At 69.4% G+C, this 17,608-nt stretch carries 17 protein-coding genes; 8 read left to right on the top strand and 9 right to left on the bottom strand.

Annotated features, from left to right (window positions below; all coding sequences use genetic code 11):
• Window positions 1-64: 64 nt before the first annotated feature.
• From FHR04_RS13530 to FHR04_RS13510, 5 genes are all read right to left on the bottom strand, one after another.
• Window positions 65-559, bottom strand: coding sequence for a hypothetical protein (locus FHR04_RS13530; RefSeq protein ID WP_139403898.1), 495 nt, complete (start codon window positions 557-559; stop codon window positions 65-67).
• 421 nt (window positions 560-980) lie between these two features.
• Window positions 981-3,845, bottom strand: coding sequence for an aminomethyl-transferring glycine dehydrogenase (gene gcvP, locus FHR04_RS13525; RefSeq protein WP_139403897.1), 2,865 nt, complete (start codon window positions 3,843-3,845; stop codon window positions 981-983).
• A gap of 135 nt (window positions 3,846-3,980) precedes the next feature.
• Window positions 3,981-4,346: a glycine cleavage system protein GcvH gene (gcvH, locus tag FHR04_RS13520; protein ID WP_170213956.1), complete on the bottom strand. Its 366-nt coding sequence runs from the start codon at window positions 4,344-4,346 to the stop codon at window positions 3,981-3,983.
• A 93-nt stretch (window positions 4,347-4,439) separates the two neighbouring features.
• Window positions 4,440-5,525 carry a glycine cleavage system aminomethyltransferase GcvT gene (gene gcvT, locus FHR04_RS13515; RefSeq protein WP_139403895.1) on the bottom strand — a complete coding sequence of 362 codons (1,086 nt, stop codon included), beginning with the start codon at window positions 5,523-5,525 and terminating at the stop codon, window positions 4,440-4,442.
• Window positions 5,526-5,585: 60 nt separating this feature from the next.
• Complete coding sequence (locus FHR04_RS13510; RefSeq protein ID WP_139403894.1) at window positions 5,586-6,269, bottom strand: PIG-L deacetylase family protein; 684 nt, start codon at window positions 6,267-6,269, stop codon at window positions 5,586-5,588.
• A gap of 50 nt (window positions 6,270-6,319) precedes the next feature.
• On the opposite strand from FHR04_RS13510, the gene FHR04_RS13505 reads away from it, so the two are divergent.
• From FHR04_RS13505 to FHR04_RS13485, 5 genes are all read left to right on the top strand, one after another.
• Window positions 6,320-7,309, top strand: coding sequence for a GNAT family N-acetyltransferase (locus FHR04_RS13505; protein WP_139403893.1), 990 nt, complete (start codon window positions 6,320-6,322; stop codon window positions 7,307-7,309).
• The gene (locus tag FHR04_RS13500; RefSeq protein WP_139403892.1) at window positions 7,306-8,295 is read left to right on the top strand and encodes a GNAT family N-acetyltransferase; all 990 of its coding nucleotides are present in this window, start codon (window positions 7,306-7,308) and stop codon (window positions 8,293-8,295) included. Before FHR04_RS13505 ends, FHR04_RS13500 begins: the two co-directional genes overlap by 4 nt.
• Window positions 8,292-9,248, top strand: coding sequence for a GNAT family N-acetyltransferase (locus FHR04_RS13495; protein WP_139403891.1), 957 nt, complete (start codon window positions 8,292-8,294; stop codon window positions 9,246-9,248). Before FHR04_RS13500 ends, FHR04_RS13495 begins: the two co-directional genes overlap by 4 nt.
• A 68-nt stretch (window positions 9,249-9,316) precedes the next feature.
• Window positions 9,317-9,991, top strand: coding sequence for an arginase (locus FHR04_RS13490; protein ID WP_139403890.1), 675 nt, complete (start codon window positions 9,317-9,319; stop codon window positions 9,989-9,991).
• A 48-nt stretch (window positions 9,992-10,039) separates the two neighbouring features.
• On the top strand, window positions 10,040-10,951 hold the full coding sequence (locus FHR04_RS13485; RefSeq protein ID WP_139403889.1) for a carbohydrate kinase family protein: 912 nt from the start codon (window positions 10,040-10,042) through the stop codon (window positions 10,949-10,951).
• A 10-nt stretch (window positions 10,952-10,961) separates the two neighbouring features.
• Here the strand turns inward: FHR04_RS13485 and FHR04_RS13480 are convergent, their stop codons facing one another.
• Window positions 10,962-11,771, bottom strand: a complete 810-nt coding sequence (locus FHR04_RS13480) for a GNAT family N-acetyltransferase (protein ID WP_139403888.1) — start codon at window positions 11,769-11,771, stop codon at window positions 10,962-10,964.
• 84 nt (window positions 11,772-11,855) lie between these two features.
• Here FHR04_RS13480 and FHR04_RS13475 point away from each other — a divergent pair, with 84 nt between their 5' ends.
• Both FHR04_RS13475 and FHR04_RS13470 read left to right on the top strand, forming a co-directional pair.
• The gene (locus FHR04_RS13475; RefSeq protein WP_139403925.1) at window positions 11,856-12,578 is read left to right on the top strand and encodes a metal ABC transporter ATP-binding protein; all 723 of its coding nucleotides are present in this window, start codon (window positions 11,856-11,858) and stop codon (window positions 12,576-12,578) included.
• A gap of 179 nt (window positions 12,579-12,757) precedes the next feature.
• Complete coding sequence (locus tag FHR04_RS13470) at window positions 12,758-13,567, top strand: metal ABC transporter permease (RefSeq protein WP_139403887.1); 810 nt, start codon at window positions 12,758-12,760, stop codon at window positions 13,565-13,567.
• A gap of 61 nt (window positions 13,568-13,628) precedes the next feature.
• Here the strand turns inward: FHR04_RS13470 and FHR04_RS13465 are convergent, their stop codons facing one another.
• A complete protein-coding gene (locus FHR04_RS13465) occupies window positions 13,629-14,573 on the bottom strand; it encodes a DUF2268 domain-containing putative Zn-dependent protease (protein ID WP_139403886.1) in 945 nt (314 codons plus the stop codon).
• Window positions 14,574-14,806: 233 nt separating this feature from the next.
• Between FHR04_RS13465 and FHR04_RS13460 the strand changes: the two genes are divergently transcribed.
• Complete coding sequence (locus FHR04_RS13460) at window positions 14,807-16,471, top strand: ABC-F family ATP-binding cassette domain-containing protein (protein ID WP_170213955.1); 1,665 nt, start codon at window positions 14,807-14,809, stop codon at window positions 16,469-16,471.
• Here the strand turns inward: FHR04_RS13460 and FHR04_RS13455 are convergent.
• Window positions 16,437-16,958: a hypothetical protein gene (locus FHR04_RS13455; RefSeq protein ID WP_139403885.1), complete on the bottom strand. Its 522-nt coding sequence runs from the start codon at window positions 16,956-16,958 to the stop codon at window positions 16,437-16,439. The two genes, FHR04_RS13460 and FHR04_RS13455, sit on opposite strands and share 35 nt — an antisense overlap.
• A gap of 57 nt (window positions 16,959-17,015) precedes the next feature.
• A complete protein-coding gene (lepB, locus tag FHR04_RS13450; protein WP_249039125.1) occupies window positions 17,016-17,606 on the bottom strand; it encodes a signal peptidase I in 591 nt (196 codons plus the stop codon).
• Window positions 17,607-17,608: the final 2 nt, after the last annotated feature.

Here is a 17,608-nt window from a genome sequence, read left to right as displayed (position 1 = left end):
TACGGAATGTGCGGGTTGCTGGACAGTGAGGCCCCGGCCAAGGTGGGTGCGGGGCACAGGCGGTTCAGGACGAACTGGCGCTGGCCGCCGCGTCGTTCTGCTCGTCCTCCAGCGCCTTGAAGGCGCACACCGCCGCCAGGGCAGCCAGTGCCGGTGGAATCTGACCGAATTCCAGGTCCACATCCTTGCCGTCCAGCTGCCCGCCGATGCGTCCGCGCAGGCTGGGACCGTCGCGGCGCAGGTCCACGTCCTTGCCGTCGATCCGGCCCGAGAAACGGCCCGTGATGTGGTCGGCGCTGACCTTCAGCTCTACATTGTCGCCGTCGATGCGTCCGCCCAGGCGCACCTCTACCCGCTGGCCGTCCACCGCACCGTGTGCGTCGAAGCCGCCGAACACGCCGCCGATGCGCCCATTCACCTCGCCACCTTTCAGGGTCAGGTCGATGTCCTTGCCGCCAAAGCGCCCACCGATGCGCCCGCGCAGGCGTTCGCCGTCCCACTTCGCCTTGATGTCGTAGCCCGCCGTGAGGCCGCCCATGCGTCCGTCGAGATCGCTCATGGGGACATGATGGCAGAGGGGGAGTGGGCCTGGGCTTGCATCGGCGGCCCCACCCCCCAGCCCCCTACCCCAGACTTGCAAAGCTGCGGAGCAGAGGGGCAGGGGGAGCAGCGCTGCGCTAGGCAGGGTTCGGTGAGGGCGGTAGGTGGGAGTTGGCGGCCAGCGTTCCTGCTCACACGCCCCGCTCCGTTACGCTGCGGCAGGCCCGTGCGCTTCGCGCCCGACGGCCTCGTGTCGCTCCTTGCGTCCGCTGGCAGACCGTCTTGCCGGCTTTCCCTCTGCCCCAGCATGGGCGGGAGGGTAATGTCTGGACTCGACCCCACAAGTTTGCACGTGTCTCAGCTTGAGCTGGGGCACGTGCAAATGGTTATTGGGATTAATTTTGGCCCTTCAGTCAAGCGAATGACGGTTTATCCAGATATCAAGCCCCCACCCACTCCTCCATCGGCGGGCAGCTACACACGAAATTCCTGTCGCCGTACACGTTGTCCACCCGGTTCACGGCAGGCCAGTACTTCCACTGTTTCTGCGCGGCGGTGGGGAGGGCCCCCACTTCGCGGCTGTAGGCCCGGGTCCAGTCCTCGACCAGCAGGTCTTCCTGCGTGTGCGGTGCGTGCTTCAGCGGGCTGTCCTCGGCTCTAATCAGCCCGTCCTGAACCTCCTGAATCTCGCGGCGGATGCCCAGCATGGCGGTGATGAAGCGGTCCAGCTCCGCCTTCGGCTCGGACTCGGTGGGTTCGATCATCAGCGTGCCGGGCACCGGAAAGCTCATGGTGGGGGCGTGGAAGCCGTAGTCCATCAGCCGCTTGGCGATGTCCTCCTCGCTGATGCCGCTGCTGGCCTTGAGGGGCCGGATGTCGATGATGCACTCGTGCGCCACGCGCCCGCGCTGCCCGGTGTACAGGATCGGGTACGCGCCGTCTAGCTGCTGCGCGATGTAGTTGGCGTTCAGCAGCGCCACGCCGGTGCTTTCGCGCAGACCCCGCGCGCCCAGCAGGCGAATGTACAGGTACGAGATCGGCAGAATGCTGGCGCTGCCATACGGCGCGGCGCTGACGGCCCCGGTGGCGCTGTCGCTCGTGGGCGCGACTGCGTGGTTGGGCAGGAAGGGGGTCAGATGCGCCTTGACCCCAATCGGCCCCATGCCCGGCCCGCCGCCGCCGTGCGGAATGGCGAAGGTCTTGTGCAGGTTCAGGTGCGACACGTCGCTGCCGATCAGCCCCGGCTTGGCAACACCCACCAGCGCGTTCATGTTCGCGCCGTCCAGGTACACCTGCCCGCCGTGCTGGTGGATCAGGTCACAGACCTCGGTGACGTTGGCCTCGTAGACGCCGTGCGTGCTGGGGTAGGTGATCATCAGCGCGCCCAGGTTCTCGCTGTGCTGCTCGGCCTTGGCCTTCAGGTCATCAAGGTCGATGTTGCCCTCGGCGTCGGTCTTGACCACCACCACGCTCATGCCCATCATGGCCGCGCTGGCGGGGTTGGTGCCGTGCGCGCTGGCCGGAATCAGGCAGACGCTGCGGTGCGCCTCGCCCCGGCTCTCGTGGTACTTGCGGATGGTCAGCAGGCCCGCGTACTCGCCCTGTGCGCCGCTGTTGGGTTGCAGGCTCACGGCGTCGTAGCCGGTGATGTCGGCCAGCCAGCCTTCCAGCTCGGCCAGCATCTGCGCGTAGCCCTCGGTCTGATCGGCGGGGGCAAACGGGTGCAGTTGTCCGAATTCGGGCCACGTTACCGGAATCATCTCGGCGGTGGCGTTCAGCTTCATGGTGCAGCTGCCCAGCGGAATCATGCCGTGCGTCAGGCTGTAGTCCTTGTTCTCCAGCGTCTTGAGGTAGCGCAGCATGGCGTGTTCGCTGTGGTGCGTGTTGAAAACCGGGTGCGTCAGGAAGTCGGAGGTGCGCCCCAGGTTGGCGGGGATGCCGTCCACCGCGTCCGAATCCAGCTTCAGCACGTCCACCGCGTTGCCGGTGATCGCCTCAATCACGTCGGACAGGTCAGCCACCGTCACCGTCTCGTCCAGCGTGACGCCAATGCGCCCGCCGTCGTACCGGAAGTTGATGCCCTTCGCCTCGGCCCGCTCGCGGGTGGCCGCCGCGTCGCCCTCAAAGGTCAGCGTGTCGAAGAAGCTGTCGTTGACGCTCAGACCCGCATCATTCAGCGCCTTCGCCAGAATCCCGGCCATGCGGTGCGTGCGCTGGGCGATGGTGCGGATGCCCTCCTGGCCGTGGTACACGGCATACGCCCCCGCCATGTTCGCCAGCAGCGCCTGCGCCGTGCAGATGTTGGAGGTGGCCTTCTCGCGCCGGATGTGCTGCTCGCGCGTCTGCATCGCCATCCGCAGGGCCACCCGGCCCCGGCTGTCCTTGCTGACGCCGATCACGCGGCCCGGCATGGAACGCTCGAAGCCCTTCTGGCACGCCAGGAACGCCGCGTGCGGCCCGCCGAAGCCCATCGGCACGCCAAAGCGCTGGGCGCTGCCCACCACGATGTCCGCGCCCTGCTCGCCGGGCGGCGTCACCAGAGCGCAGGCCAGCAGGTCGGTGGCGACGATCAGCGCCGCACCCGCCTCATGCACCTTCTCGGCCACGGGGGAGAGGTCACGCAACTCGCCGTAGGTGCCGGGATACTGCGCCAGCACGCCGAACACGCCTTCCGGCATCTCGCCGGAGGGATCGCCGGTCACGATGTCGTAACCGAAATACTCGGCGCGCGTGCGGATCACGTCCAGCGTCTGCGGATGCACGTCGTCGGCCACGAAGAAGACGTTGCCCTTGCTCTTGCCCTGGCGCTTGGCGAGGGTCATCGCTTCTGCCGCCGCCGTCGCCTCGTCCAGCAGGCTGGCGTTGGAGACGGGCATCCCGGTCAGGTCCATCACCATCTGCTGGAAGTTCAGCAGCATTTCCAGCCGCCCCTGCGAGATCTCGGCCTGGTACGGCGTGTAGGCCGTGTACCATCCCGGATTCTCCAGCATGTTGCGCCCGATCACCCCTGGCGTGTGCGTCCCCGCGTACCCCATGCCGATGTAGCTGCGGAACACCTTGTTCTTCTGCGCCACGGCTTTCAGGTCGGCCAGCGCCTGCGCCTCGGTGACCCCTGGCCCCGCCGTCAGCTCGCCGTGAAACTGGATGGCTTCGGGCAGGGTGGTCTCGATCAGTTCATCCAGGCTGGCGACGCCCAGCGCCTGCATCATCTCGGCCTGCTCGGCGGCGCTGGGGCCGATGTGGCGGCGGGTGAAGTCGTTGGTGTTCAGCAGTTCGCTGAGTGAACGGGTCTGGGGGGGGCGCATGGCTAACTCCTTGGAGGGGATAAAAGGGGTGGAAAGCTCGTGTGTACGGCGTGACCTGCCGAGAGAAGGGCAGGGCGCAGGTCACCCTGGCCCCGGTCCATCCGTCAAGTGCCGACGCTCGACGGGCGACGGCGCTTAGCTTTCGGCGGTTTCGGTGTACGTCGCCGCGTCCATCAGGTCGCCGCGTTCCTCGGTCACGTCCAGCTTGAACAGCCAGCCGTTCTCGTAGGGCGAGGAGTTGACCAGTTCGGGGCTGCCGCTCAGGTCCTCGTTGACGGCGGTCACGGTGCCGCTGGCCGGGGCGTAGATGTCGCTGGCCGTCTTGACCGATTCCACCACGGCGATGGTGTCGCCCGCCGTGACCTCGCGGCCCACCTCGGGCAGTTCCACGTACACCACGTCGCCCAGCTGATCCTGCGCGAAGTCGGAAATGCCGACGGTACCGTCTTCGGAGAGCCATTCGTGCGAGGCGGCGTACTTCAGTTCAGTGGGGGTATTCATGATTGATTCTCCTGTGTCCTGGGGGGAAGGGATTGTAGGCGGGGGAACGTGCGGCGCTTGGTGTTTGCGTGCCTGGGCGTGTGCGTGCTGGGCTTATGCGCCCCGGTAGAAGGGCAGGGCCATGCGCGTGGCCGGGTGCCGCTTGCCGCGCACCTCGACTTCAAAGCTCTCGCTCTCGGCGTGGGCGGCGTCCACCAGCGCCATTGCAATCGGGTGGCCCAGCGTGGGGCTGCTGCTGCCGCTGGTCACGGTACCCACCTGCACGCCGTCCGCGTAGACCGGATAGCCCTCGCGCACCGGCACGCGCTCCAGCCGCAGACCGATCAGCCGCTGCGGCGGCGCGGCGGTGATGTGGGTGCGGCCCAAGTGTTCCTTGTCCTTGACCACCCAGCCATAGCTGCTGCTCAGCGGGTGGATGGTCTCGGAGAATTCGTGGCCGTACAGCGGGAAGCCCGCCTCCAGCCGCAGCGTGTCGCGGGCGCCCAGCCCGGCGGGCGTGACGCCGGCCTCCAGCAACTTGTCCCACAGCGTCTCGGCCTGCGACGCGTCGATAAAGACCTCGAAGCCGTCCTCGCCGGTGTAGCCGGTGCGGGCCAGCATCACGTTGAAACCTAACAGTCTGGCCGCGAAGTACGCGTTCTTCTTCCTGGCGGCTAGATCGGTGTCGCTGAAGGGTTGCAGCAGTTCCAGCGTCTTCGGCCCCTGCACGGCCAGCAGCGCCCACTGATCGGACTCGTCCGTCAGCGTCACGTTATGGCCCGCTGCATGCCGCTGAAGGTGCGCCCAGTCCTTGTCGATGTTGCCGGCGTTGACCACCAGCAGGTATTCGCCTTCGGCCACCATGTAGATGTAGATGTCGTCAATCAGGCCGCCCGATTCGCCCGGCAGCCAGTTGTAGTGGGCGCGGCCGGGGCGCAGCTTGCTCACGTCGTTGGTGGTCACGCCCTGCAAGAAGGCCAGCGCGCCGGGGCCACCCACGCGGAACTCGCCCATGTGCGAGACGTCGAACATGCCGGCGCTGCTGCGCACGGCGTCGTGTTCGGCCTTGAGGCCCGCGTACTGCACGGGCATGTCCCAGCCGCCGAAGGGCACCATGCGCGCCCCGGCCCGCAGGTGGGCGGCGTGCAGCGGCGTGCGCTTAAGCGTCGGCTCTGTCGGGTTTTCGGGGGTCTGGGTCACCCTGAAATGGTAGCCGAGCGGGGGGGCGGGTGTCCGGGCGTGCCGGACGCGGGCCGCCCCTCACTCCGGCGCGTAGAAGGTTTCCAGCGTCACGCGCTCCGGGAATTTGCGGATAAAGTCCACGGTGCTCAGCGCCTGGGTGCGGTGGCAGGCGATGGCCTGCAGTTTGCGGGTGATGTGCGCGGTCACGTCGCGGCGCACGTTGGGCGGCAGCCACTCGGCGCGCAGGTCCTCGTTCTCGGGCGGGGTGTCGCTGGCGTAGTACCACAGCGCCGGGCGCTCCTGCTCGGGCAGGCTGTCCCAGGCGGCCTTCACGGCGCGGTGCGTGGTGACGTGATCCGGATGGCCGTTGCTGCCGTTGGGCGGAAAGGTCAGCACGGTTTCGGGGCGGTGGCGGGTCATCGCCTCGCGGGCCACCGCTACCAGTTTCTCCAGCGGCTGGTCTTTCAGGTATTTATCGGGAAAAGTGTGCTGCTCGTGGACGCTGCCGGGGGTGGTGGTCAGGCCGATGACCTCCAGGCACGCGGCCAGTTCCACCTCGCGCATGCGGGCCAGTTCCTCCGGCCCCTCGGCCAGCCCCAGGGTGCGGCCCGCCTCACCGCGCGTCAGGGTGACCAGCCCGCAGCGGTGGCCCCCCGCGAGCAGTTCCATCAGCGTGCCGGCCGCGCCGTAGACCTCGTCGTCGGGATGGGGGACGATCAGCAGCAGTTTCATTCTCTGGACATCGGACATGCCCGTCAGCATAAGCGTGCTGGCGGATGCGCGGCACAATCGGGCCGGGTCACACTACGGGCATGACCCCTTTCACGCTGCGGGACCTCCGCAAACCGCAGGATTACGCCGCCGTCGCGGACGTGCTGAACGCCAGCCAGCCGTCATGGCCGCTGACGCCCGAGCTGCTGCAAACCTGGGAGGAGGTCCGTGATCCGGCGCTGTTCAACACCCAGCTGGTGGCCGAGCAGGACGGGCGCGTGGTGGCGGTGGGCGCCCTGGGCCACGACGACTTCGCCTTCGAGGACTGGCGCTACTTCGGCAGCCTGGCCGTTCACCCGGACGCGCGTGGGCAGGGCATCGGCACGGCGCTGTACGACGCATTGCTGCGCCGGGTGGGAGAACGCGGGGCGCGTGAAGTCCGCACCATGTCCAGCGACGAGGCGGTGGACGCGCCGGGCCGGGCCTTTCTGGAGAAACGCGGCTACGTGGCGGCCTGGGAGCGCTACGAATCGCGGCTGGACACGGCGGGCGTGGATCTGGCCCGCTTCGACGGTCTGCTGGCCTCGCTGGCCGCCGAAGGGGTGGAGCTGCGCTCTCTGAGCGAGCTGAAGGATGATCCCCAGCGTGACCGCTGGCTGTGGGAGCTGGACTGGGAGCTGTTTCAGGACGTCCCGATGGGCATGACCCTGACCAAAAGGCCGCTGGACGCCTGGGTCAGGCAGGAGCTGGAAGACCCCACCCTGGCCCCGGAGCTGTCCTTCGTGGCCGTCCGGCCCGGTCAGGCTGACCCGCTGACCGGCCCCTACGTCGGCTACAGCACCCTGGGCCGCAATCCATCCGGCTTCTATTACATCGGCATGACCGGCGTGAAGCGAGGCGAGCGGGGCCAGGGCGTCGCCAAGGCGCTGAAGGTGGCGGCCATGCGCGGGCTGAATGCGGCGGGCGGCGGTGAGATCCGCACCTTCAACGATCCGCCCAACGTCGCCATGATCGGCATGAACGAGGCGCTGGGCTTCAAACGAACCTCGACCCGCTACCGCTACGAACTGCAACTGGAGGCCACGTCATGACGCCCCAGACCACCCTGCCCCCCCTCACCATCCGCCCGGCCACCGACGCCGACTTTCCCGTGCTGGCCCGCCTGATGAGCGAGGCCAACCCGCGCCACCCGCTCACGGCGCAGGGCTGGGCGCACGAGATCGGCGAGGTGCGTGGGCACCCGCTGGGACTACACGCCGCGCAGTGGCTGGCCGAGGAGGACGGCGAGGCGCGCGGCACGGCGCTGACCCTGCACCTGCCCGGCATGCACCACCCGGATCGCTACTGGGCCGAGGTGCTCATTCCCCCGCAGCACGGGCGGCGCGGCGTGGGCACCCGGCTGGCGGAGATGCTCGAAGCGCATCTGCGAGAGCGTGGGGCACGCGAGGTTCTCTCTGGCGGCTACGAGGACGAGCCGTGGGCGCTAGATTTCCTGACCCGGCGCGGCTTTGCCGAGACCCTGCGCTACTTCGACAACGTGCTGGAGCTGGCCGATTTCGACGCCTCCGCCTGGGCTGAGGCGTCAGGGCTGCCCAGTGGTCTGCGGGCCGTCTCGCTGGCCGGGCTGGCGGCAGAGATAGGGATGGACGCCGCGATCACCGCCTTTCACGCCGCCTTCGCCGAGGTGCGCGAGGACGTGCCGCGCGCCGCCCCGCCCACGCCGCTGCTGCTGGAGGGCTTCCGCAGCCGCCTGCTGAACGATCCCCATTTCTTCCCCGAGGGCATCCTGCTGGCCGTCACATCTTCCGGCGAGGTGGTGGCCCTGAGCGAACTGCACCCCAACGACAGCGATCCGGCGCGGCTGGACACCGGCCTGACCGGCACCCGCCGGGCGTGGCGGCGGCGCGGGCTGGCGCTGGCCCTGAAGGTGCGGGCGCTGCGGCTGGCGCAGGACAGGGGGGTTCGGGAGGTCTGGACGGGCAATGCCACCACCAACCGGCCCATGCTGGCCCTCAACGAGCGCCTGGGCTTCCGTCCGCGCCCCGCGTACACCGAGATGCGCTGGGGCGGCGTATGAGCGTCACCGTTCGCCCCATTGGGGACGGCGAGTGGGGGGCCGCCGCCCACCTGCTGTCCCTGGCCCAGCCGCACGAACCGTGGGGCGCCGAGGAACTGCACAAGCGCGAGCAGGAGCAGGCGGGCTGGGGCTATCGTTCCGGCGTGCTGGTGGCCCACGCGGACGGCGAACTGCGCGGCATGGCCGCCTACTCGCAGAATCCGGGGTCATATCACCCGCAGCGCTACGTGCTGGAACTGGCGGTAGACCCGGCCCACACGGGTCAGGGCACGGGCGCGGCCCTCTGGGATGCCCTGGAAGCCGCCCTGCGCGGCCACGGCGCACAGCAGGCGCGCATCCTGGCCCGTGAGGATCATCCCGTCGCGCCCGGTTTCCTGGCCCGGCGCGGCTTCACGGCGGGCAAACGGTATTTCACCAGTGCGCTGGACGTGGCGGCCTTCGACGACGCGCCGTACCGTGACCTGCCGGAGCAGTTGGCCGCGCAGGGCGTCCGCCTCCGCAGCCTCGCGGAGTTGCGGGCGGCGGGAACGCCCGATCTGGACGCCCGACTGCACGCCCTGATGTCGGCGGTGAGGCTGGACGTGCCGCGCGCCGATCCGGTTACACCGCTGAGCTTTCAGGTGTTCGCGGACGCCGTGCTGGGCGATCCCGGCCTGCTGCCGGAAGGCTATCTGGTGGCCGAGGCCGGGGACGGGTGGATCGGCCAGTCCACCCTGTTTCGCAGCGAGGCCAGCGCCGAACTGTTTACGGGCCTGACCGGCGTGACCCGCGAGTGGCGGGGCCGGGGCGTGGCGACAGCCCTCAAGGTGGCGGCGATTGGCGTGGCGCGGGATCTGGGCGCGCCCACCATCCGCACCGACAACGCCAGCGACAACGTGCCGATGCTGCGGGTGAATGACCGCCTGGGCTTCGTGCGCGATCCGGCGACGGTCAGCTTCCTGCGGCTGTTCTGAGTCAGGGGGCGGGGCGGTGAGGGACAATGGGGCGTGCTCTTCTTCCTGTCTCTCCCTCAGTCCCGGCCATGCTGCTGAGCATCGACTGGGACGCGTATTCCGGCACCCGTGAACTGGTCTTCGACGCGCCGATCTGGGGCACGCGTGATCTGGAGCATGACCGGCTGGAGGCTTGGCGTGGGCGGGCGCACAGGCGGGGCGGGGAAGACTGGGCCGCGCTGGAGGCCGATTTCCCCCTGTATCCCGGCTGGCAGGAACTGGAACAGTACGCCGGGGTGCCTGCCTTCGTGGCCCTCAGCCACGCCGACGCCTGGGGGTGGCTGGAGGAGTTTCCCGGCCAGGACGTGCTGAATCTCGATTCGCACCATGACCTCGCCAGTCGCAGCGGGGACGGCTCGCGCGTGCGCCCTGGCAACTGGGCGGGCCTGGGCCTGCGCGCGGGCCTGATCCGGCGCTACACCTGCGGGTACCCGGCGTGGCACGCCGAACTGCCGGTGGCCGAGGGCTTCGACCTGGAACGCACCCACGCCGAGCTGACGCCGCTGCTGCCGCCCGAGGTGCTGGGGCGCGTGACCCTGACCCGTGCCCTGCCGCTGCCCCCGCCTGCCGGGGTGACGGCGCTGCTGCTGGTGCAGTCCCCGGCCTGGACGAACCCCGCCCATGACCCCCAGTTTTTTGATCTCGCCCGGCAGCTGCACTGCGTCCCCCTGACCCCGCCGATGGCGCGTCGTTCAGCCCTTTAGACGTTCGGACGTTCAGACGAGTCCGACGCGCTAGCCTCCAAGCTACCTATGCCTGCCTCAACGCTGTCCCTGATCGTAAGTGCCGGAGAAGCCCTGACTGACCTCGTCACTGCCGGGGGCGCGGCCTGGACGGCGCATCCGGGCGGGGCGGGATGGAACGTGGCGCGGGCCTGCGCCGCCCTGGGCGTGCCCAGCGCCTTTGCCGGGGCGGTGGGCCTGGACAACTTCGGCGACGACCTGCTGGAAGCCTCGTCGGGGGCCGGGCTGGATCTGCGTTTCCTGCAGCGGGTGGACGCCCCCACGCTGATGGCCGTGGTCTACCGCGCCGATCCGCCCGCCTACCGCTTTCTGGGCGAGAACAGCGCTGACCTGCACTTTGACCCGGCGCGGCTGCCGGAGGGCTGGCTGGGGGCCGCGAAGTGGCTGCATGTGGGCGGCATCAGCCTGAGCCGCTGGCCGCTGGCCGAGACGCTGCTGTCGCTGGTCAAGGAGGCCCGCGCGGCCGGCGTCAAGATCAGCTTCGATCCCAATGCGCGCATCACCCACGGTCATCCGGACTACCCGGCGGTGATGGAGCGCGTGGCCCGGCAGGCTGACCTGCTGAAGTTCAGCGACGAGGATCTGGCCTTCTTCTTTCCCGGCACCTCGGAGGCGGGGGCCATGCAGACGCTGCGCGGCTGGAATCCGCGGGCGCCCATTGTGATCACGCGCGGCTCGGCGGGGGCCAGCCTGTACCACGCGGCGGGCCGGGCCGACGTGCCGGCCTTTCCGGTGCGGGTGGCCGACACGGTGGGCGCGGGCGACGCCCTGTGCGCCGGGCTGCTGGTCTCGGCCACCGAACGCCCGCAGGCGCTGTGGACCGAGCATCTGGCGCTGGGCCTGAAGGCCGCCGCCGCCGCCTGCGCCCACGCCGGGGCTTACGCGCCCACGCGCGCCGATCTGGCGGCACTGGAAGGCTGAGGCGCAGGGCTCAGCGCCGCCACAGGTACGGGGTGGTTGTCGTGACGGCCCGCAGCCCGCCCCGTTCCAGAATCGGGCGGGAATACTCGGTGCTGTCGCTGTGCAGGTAGCGCACGCCGCGTTCCAGCGCCGACTGTGCGCGGGCGGCGGTCAGGGCGCGGTACAGGCCCCGGCCCCGCCACTCTGGAAGCGTGCCGCCGCCCCACAGGCCCGCAAATTCGCTGCCCGGCACCAGTTCCAGCCGGCCCGCGCACACGACTTCCTGCGGGGTCTCGGCCACCCACACTTCCACCCGGCCCTGACCCGTCTCGAGGCGCCGCATCAGATCGTCCACGCCGAAAGGCTGCCCGAACGCCCGTTCCTGGGCGCGAACCACCCGCAGCACGTCCGGGCGCGGATCCGGCTGGAGGTCGATGCGGCGGATGGTCACCCCTTCGGGAAGCGGGACGGGCTGGGCCAGCAACCGGGCCTCACCCACCATCACTGTCTCGGTGTCCTCGGCATGAAGGCCATGCGCGGTCAGGCGCTGGGGCAGATCGGCCGGCGCGTCGTGGCCGCGCGTCTTCCATTCGAAGGAGGTGAGTTGCGGATCGGCGCCGTAGTGGGCGACGGTCTGCGCGATCAGGCCATCCAGCGCCGGCCCCGTCAGTCCGCCCAGTGAGCGGTACGACACGAAGCCCCGGTGTCCGAATTTGCCGAGCCACAGCGGCCCCGCCCGACTCACCCTATCGGCTCCCATCATCTCGGCTCCCTCGCGCAACTGGGCGTCGTAGGCGGCCAGCAGGCGGCTCCGGGTCACTTCGGGCGAGGGGCTGGACATGCCTCAGCCTAACAAGCAACCTTCCCGTCAGCCTTCTTGATAACGCTCTCGCAATAGCTTGCGGCGCAGGTGTACACTGCCCCGGTGCTGGGCGTGGAACATCTCACCGTGAAGTATGGCTCGCAAGTTGCGCTGGAAGACGCCAGCGTGCGCTTCGAGGCGGGCCGTTTCTCGGCCATCATCGGCCCCAACGGCGCGGGCAAGTCCACGCTGCTGCGGACGCTGGTGGGCCTGCTGCCCGACTATGGCGACGCGGTGCGCTTCGACGCGGGCCACACCGCGCAGAACTGCATTTCCTACGTGCCGCAGCAGCAGACGCTGGACTGGGGCTTTCCGGTCACGGTCTGGGACGTGGCGATGATGGGCCGCACCGGGCGCCTGGGCTGGCTGCGCTGGCCGGGGCGTGGGGATCGCGAGCGGGTGGCGGCGGCGCTGCGCGAGACGGGCGTGTATGACCTGAGACACCGTCACATCGGCGCCCTGAGCGGGGGCCAGCGCCAGCGCGTGCTGCTGGCCCGCATGCTGGTGCGCGACGGCCACCTGCTGCTGCTGGACGAACCGCTGACCGGCGTGGACGCCACGACGCAGGAACAGCTGATGGCCCTGCTGCGCGCCCAGGCCGACAAGGGCCGCGCCGTGGTGATGGTCACGCACGATCTGGAACAGGCCCGCCGCTGGTGCGATCACCTGATTTTAATCAACCGGCGCGTGGTGGCCGACGGCACGCCCGAACAGGTCTACACCCCGCAGAACATCGAGGCCACCTTCAGCACGTCGTTTCTGGGGCACACGCATGCCGGGGCGTGAGGATGCTGCGCGGTGCGCGGGAGGCGGTGCGCGGTTCCAGCCTTTCTCCACTGAGTTCAAGTCCTGGCATGAGAACAGACGGTTCCTTCGCTCTTCCCGCGCACTGCGCCCTGCGTACCGCCTCCCTGTCCGCCTCCCTGTCTTTTCCCCCTGCCCACTGACCACTCCCCACTCCCCCCATGACCTTCCTTACTGATCCCCTGCAATTCGACTTCTTCGTGCGGGCGCTGCTGGCCGTCGTGCTGGTCAGCGTGCTGTGCGCCCTGGTGGGCGCGTGGGTGGTGCTGCGCGGCCTGAGCTACATCGGGGACGCCATGAGCCACGCGGTGCTGCCGGGCATCGTGGGGGCCTTTCTGTCGGGCGGCAGCCTGCTGCTGGGGGCGCTGGTGGCCGCCGTGCTGACCGCGCTGGGCATCGGCGTGGTGGGGCAGCGCAGCGGCCTCAAGCAGGACAGCGCCATCGGCATCGTGTTCGTGGGCATGTTCGCGCTGGGCATCGTGATGCTCTCGCGCGTGCCGACCTTTACCTCTGACCTGAGTCACTTCCTGATCGGCAACCCGCTGGGCGTGACCACGGCAGACCTGTGGGGCGCGCTGGCGGTGACGCTGGTGGTGGGCGCGGTGCTGTACGCCGTGCAAAAGGAGCTGCTGTTGGCCTCCTTCGATCCCACCGAGGCGCGGGCGGTGGGCCTGCCGGTGCGCCGCCTGGAAAGCCTGCTGCTGATTCTCATCGGGCTGGTGGTGGTGCTGACCGTACAACTGGTGGGCACCACCCTGAGCGTCAGCCTGCTGATCACCTCCAGCGCCGCCGCCCGCCTGCTGGCGCGCAGCCTGCCGCGCATGATCGCCCTGGCCGCCGCGCTGGGCAGCGTGGGCGGCGTGCTGGGCCTGTACCTCAGCTACTACCTGGACACGGCCACGGGCGCCACCATCGTGCTAGTGAACACGGCGGTCTTTCTACTGGTACTGCTGTTCCGGCGGCGGGAGTGAGGCGCAGGCTGAAGGTCAAACCCAAACCGTCAAACCGCCGAATGCTGGCGTCTTCTGGCGGTTAGACGGTTTGACTTTTCGACGGTTTGACTGCCTGTCCCTCCACCGTGAACCACCCCGACTCCGCCGCGATCACGCGCCACGGGTCATACGTCGCCTGGGCGGGCGTGCGGCCGGTGTGGGCCAGATAGTCCTGCACCACGCGGTAGCCCAGCGCGTACCCGGCGTAATCGGGAATGCCCAGGTCAGACACAGCCTGCCCGCCCGAAAAGGCCGACATCACGCCGTCGCCGAAGATGTAACCGCGCACCACGCCAAAGTCCTGCTCGTGCAGGGCGGCCTGAAAGCGGGGCTGCAACTCCCGCAAGGTGTCCAGCCCCAGCGTCCCCGTCCACGGCCCCAGGCTTTCCGGGCCGTGCAGGGCGGCGGCGAAGGACTCGGCCAGCCCCTCGGCCACCAGATACGCGCCCAGCGACATGGGAAACGTCCAGTCGGGCTGCTGGAAGCGCACGTTGTGGTTGAACTCGTGCGCGGTGACGGCGGGCAGTTTGGACAGTTTGTGGGAGTTGGGCCACACCGACAGCGTGACCCAGCCGGGCGTGTTGCCCGCCCCGGTGTAACCCTCCTCGCCCAGCCCGTCGGGGGAGGCCAGGGTGACGGCGAGGCGCACCTCGGGCAGAGAAATGCCGTGTTCAGCAGGCTTCAGAACTGCTACCGCCCGCTGCAAGGCGGCCAGATTGTCCTGCTGCACCCGCTCCCGCTCCAGCGTGTCCAGCGCGGCCAATCCCTGCTCACGGCCCATCTCGGGCAGATACAGCTTCATGGTGCGGGCGGCGGCCAGGGCCGGGTAATCGCCCGTGCCGCCGGTCAGATACCGCAGCAGGTTCTCCCAGGTGGGGCGCAGCGGTTCCATCACGCGCTCGCGGAACAGGGCGAGTTGCTGGTCTTCCGGGCTGTTCAAAACCTCGCGCATGGCTCCCAGGGTGTCGATCTCGGTGATCTGCATGGTTGAAGCCTCCTGCGCCGCACCGTAAGCCCTCCCGCCGCGTCAGGGTCAAGTGCGCCATCTGGCCTAGTTCGGCGTGCCCGCGCTACACTCCCCCCAACGCTTCCGGGTTGCCCGGCGTTTGCCCTCCGCTCACTCAAAGGATGTTTCCAGTTGCGCCTCAACCTCCTGTAATCACGGTTTGAATAGCCCTTCCAGCGTGTCTGGAACGGCCTTCGCCCACAGGGGGTTGCATGTTGTTGCGGACCACGGACGTCGCCCGGATTTACGGCGACGAGACGGTGTTTGAAGGTGTGAATGTAGAGATCGGAGCGGGCGAACGCCTCGCGCTGATCGGAGAAAACGGCAGCGGCAAGAGTACGCTGCTGCGCGTGCTGGCGGGGCTGGACGCGCCGGATGCGGGCACGGTGACGCGGATGGGCCGGGTGGCCCTGCTGGCCCAGCACACGGAGACGGAGGAGGGCACGCTGCTGGACGCCGTGACGCCCCCGGCATTACGGCGGGCGCGGCGGGCCTTCGAGATGACCTCTGCGGCGCTGGAACACGCCGACGACGCGGCCCTGCACGCCTTCGCGGAGGCCGAGGAGGCGTACCGGCTGGCCGGCGGCTACGATTTCGCGGCGCGGGCGGCGGGCGTGCTGGACGGCCTGGGCCTGGACGCGGGACAGGACAGCGCCTGGCTGTCCGGCGGCCAGACCCGCCGCGTGATGCTGGCGCGGCTGCTGCTGTCGCCTGCCGACGTGTACCTGCTGGACGAGCCCACCAACCACCTGGACGCCGGCGGCGCGGCGTGGCTGGAAGGCTGGATTCGGGCATCGGACGCGGCCTTCGTGCTGGCGAGCCATGACCGCGCCTTTCTGGACGCAGTGGCCGGGCGCACAGCGGAACTGGAGCGCGGCACGCTGACCATCTATCCCGGCGCCTACACGGCGGCGATGACGGTCAAGGCGACGTTGCGCGAAGCCCAGGAGCGCGACTACGCCGCTTTCCGGCGCAAGCGGGCGGCGCTGGAGGAGGAACAGCGCCGTCAGGCCAGCAAGGGCGGCGTGGAGGAGAACCGCCGCCGCGCAAAGGACAGCGACAAGTTCCGCTCCACCCACAAAGCCGAACGGGGGCAGCAGATCTTTTCGGCCAGGGCAAAGGCCATGCAGAAACAGATCGAGCGCCTCGATGCCGAGGCGACGCCCAAGCCCTTTCAGGATCGCCGCACCCTGCGCCTGGACTTGCCACCCGCGCCGCACGGCCCCTCGGAGGTGCTGACGGTGCGGGATTTAAGCGTCTGTCGCGGTGAGAACAGGATTCTGGACGGGGTGAATCTGGACGTGCGGCGCGGCGACTGCATCGCCCTGACCGGGCCGAACGGCGGCGGCAAGAGCACGCTGCTAGGCGCCCTCCTGGGCACGCTGCCCCACACGGGCACGGTGCGCTGGGGGCCGGGGCTGACCGTCTACGCGGCGGGCCAGCACGGCGAGGAACTGTCGGGGCTGGACACGGTGGGAGACGCGCTGCTGGACGCCAACCCGGCCCTCACCCCGCACCAGTTGCACGAGGTGGCGGCGGGGCTGGGGTTGCCGGGCGGCCCCGCCTTTGCCCTGGCCGGGCTGTCGGGCGGGCAGCGCACCCGCCTGAGCCTGGCCCGCCTGAGCGTCACGCGGGCGGGGGTGCTGGTGCTGGACGAGCCGACGAACCACCTGGACGTGCGTGCCATCGAGGCGCTGGAGGCGCTGCTGCTGGACTATCCCGGCACGGTGCTGCTGGCCGGCCATGACCGCGCCCTGATGGGGCGGGTGGCGACGCGGGTGTGGGCGGTGGACGGCGGCGGGGTGCGCGAACTTCAGGTGGACGCGGCTGCCGCAGGCGCTGCTACTGGAAGCGCACCGTCGCCAGCACCTTACTGAACAGCGCGTTGGCCGCCGCGTAGCGGGCCGGCGAGTCGGTCAGCTGAAACGAGTACAGGTTCTTGGCGCCGTTGCCGTACCACACGCGAATGCGCAGCTGGCCCTGCGGGTGGGTCACGCTGTACTCGCGCTCGCTGCCGCCCACGCCGCCGTAGCGGGCGGCCTTGCTGGACAGCTGCTTGATGGTCACGCCGCTGGACTTGAGCCCCGATTCGAACTTGGAAAATTCGGTGTTCAGGTCCACCGCCGCGCCGTTCTTGGGCATGAACAGCAACCGGATCAGGGTGGCGGGCGGCGCCTTGGCCGACACCAGGCTGACGCCGGAGGTGCCGTCGGCGAAGTCGGCGCCCAGCCAGCCCTGCGGCAGGCTGACCTTGAACGGCAGTTTGGCATCGCTGAACGGCACCAGCGTCTGCGCGCCCGCCGCGCCCAGACTGCCCGTGCCCAGCGTGAGGGCGGCGGCGGTCCACAGGAAAGAAGCTTTCATAGGGCGACGGTAGCAACCCCCGGTGAGGACTTGCCCCGGTCCCCCATCAGGGGACGGTCAGCGCGGCACCAGCCCGGGCCGGGGCCACAGGCGCAGGTTGCTGACCCCCGCCACGTCGCGCAGATCCACTGGGCCATACACGCGGCTGTCCAGGCTGGAACCCAGGCGGCGGTTGTCACCCATCACCCAGACCTTGCCCGGCGGCACCCTCAGTGCGGGCTGATCGCGTAAAAAGCCCTCGCTGGCGTAGCTCTCGGCCAGCACCTTCCCGTTGATCACCACGCGTCCGTCCTGAATGGCCACCGTGTCGCCCGCCAGCGCCAGCGCGCGCTTGACGTTATAGGGCCGGTGCCGCACGCCCCAGACGGTCTCGAAGCTGTACGGACTGTCCACCGGGGCCTTGAAGATCAGCAGGTCGCCCCGGCGCGGGTATGGCGTGGGCAGATGGGCGGCCCGCAACCAGCGCGGGTATTTCAGCAGCAGCAGCAGGTCCCCGGTGTGCAGGGTGTCATTCATCGAGTCGCCGTCCACGCGGGCCAGGGTGCCCACGAAGGTCGTCAGCAGGTACACCGGCAACAGCGCCCCGAGAATCCAGACGCGCCAGGCCCGCTGCCAGGGGCTGGGGGGAGGGCGGGGAACCGGAGTCACGG

Origin of the sequence: Deinococcus radiopugnans ATCC 19172 (assembly GCF_006335125.1) — a bacterium.
Lineage (GTDB): Bacteria > Deinococcota > Deinococci > Deinococcales > Deinococcaceae > Deinococcus > Deinococcus radiopugnans.
This window is presented reverse-complemented; position numbering and strand designations above follow the sequence as displayed.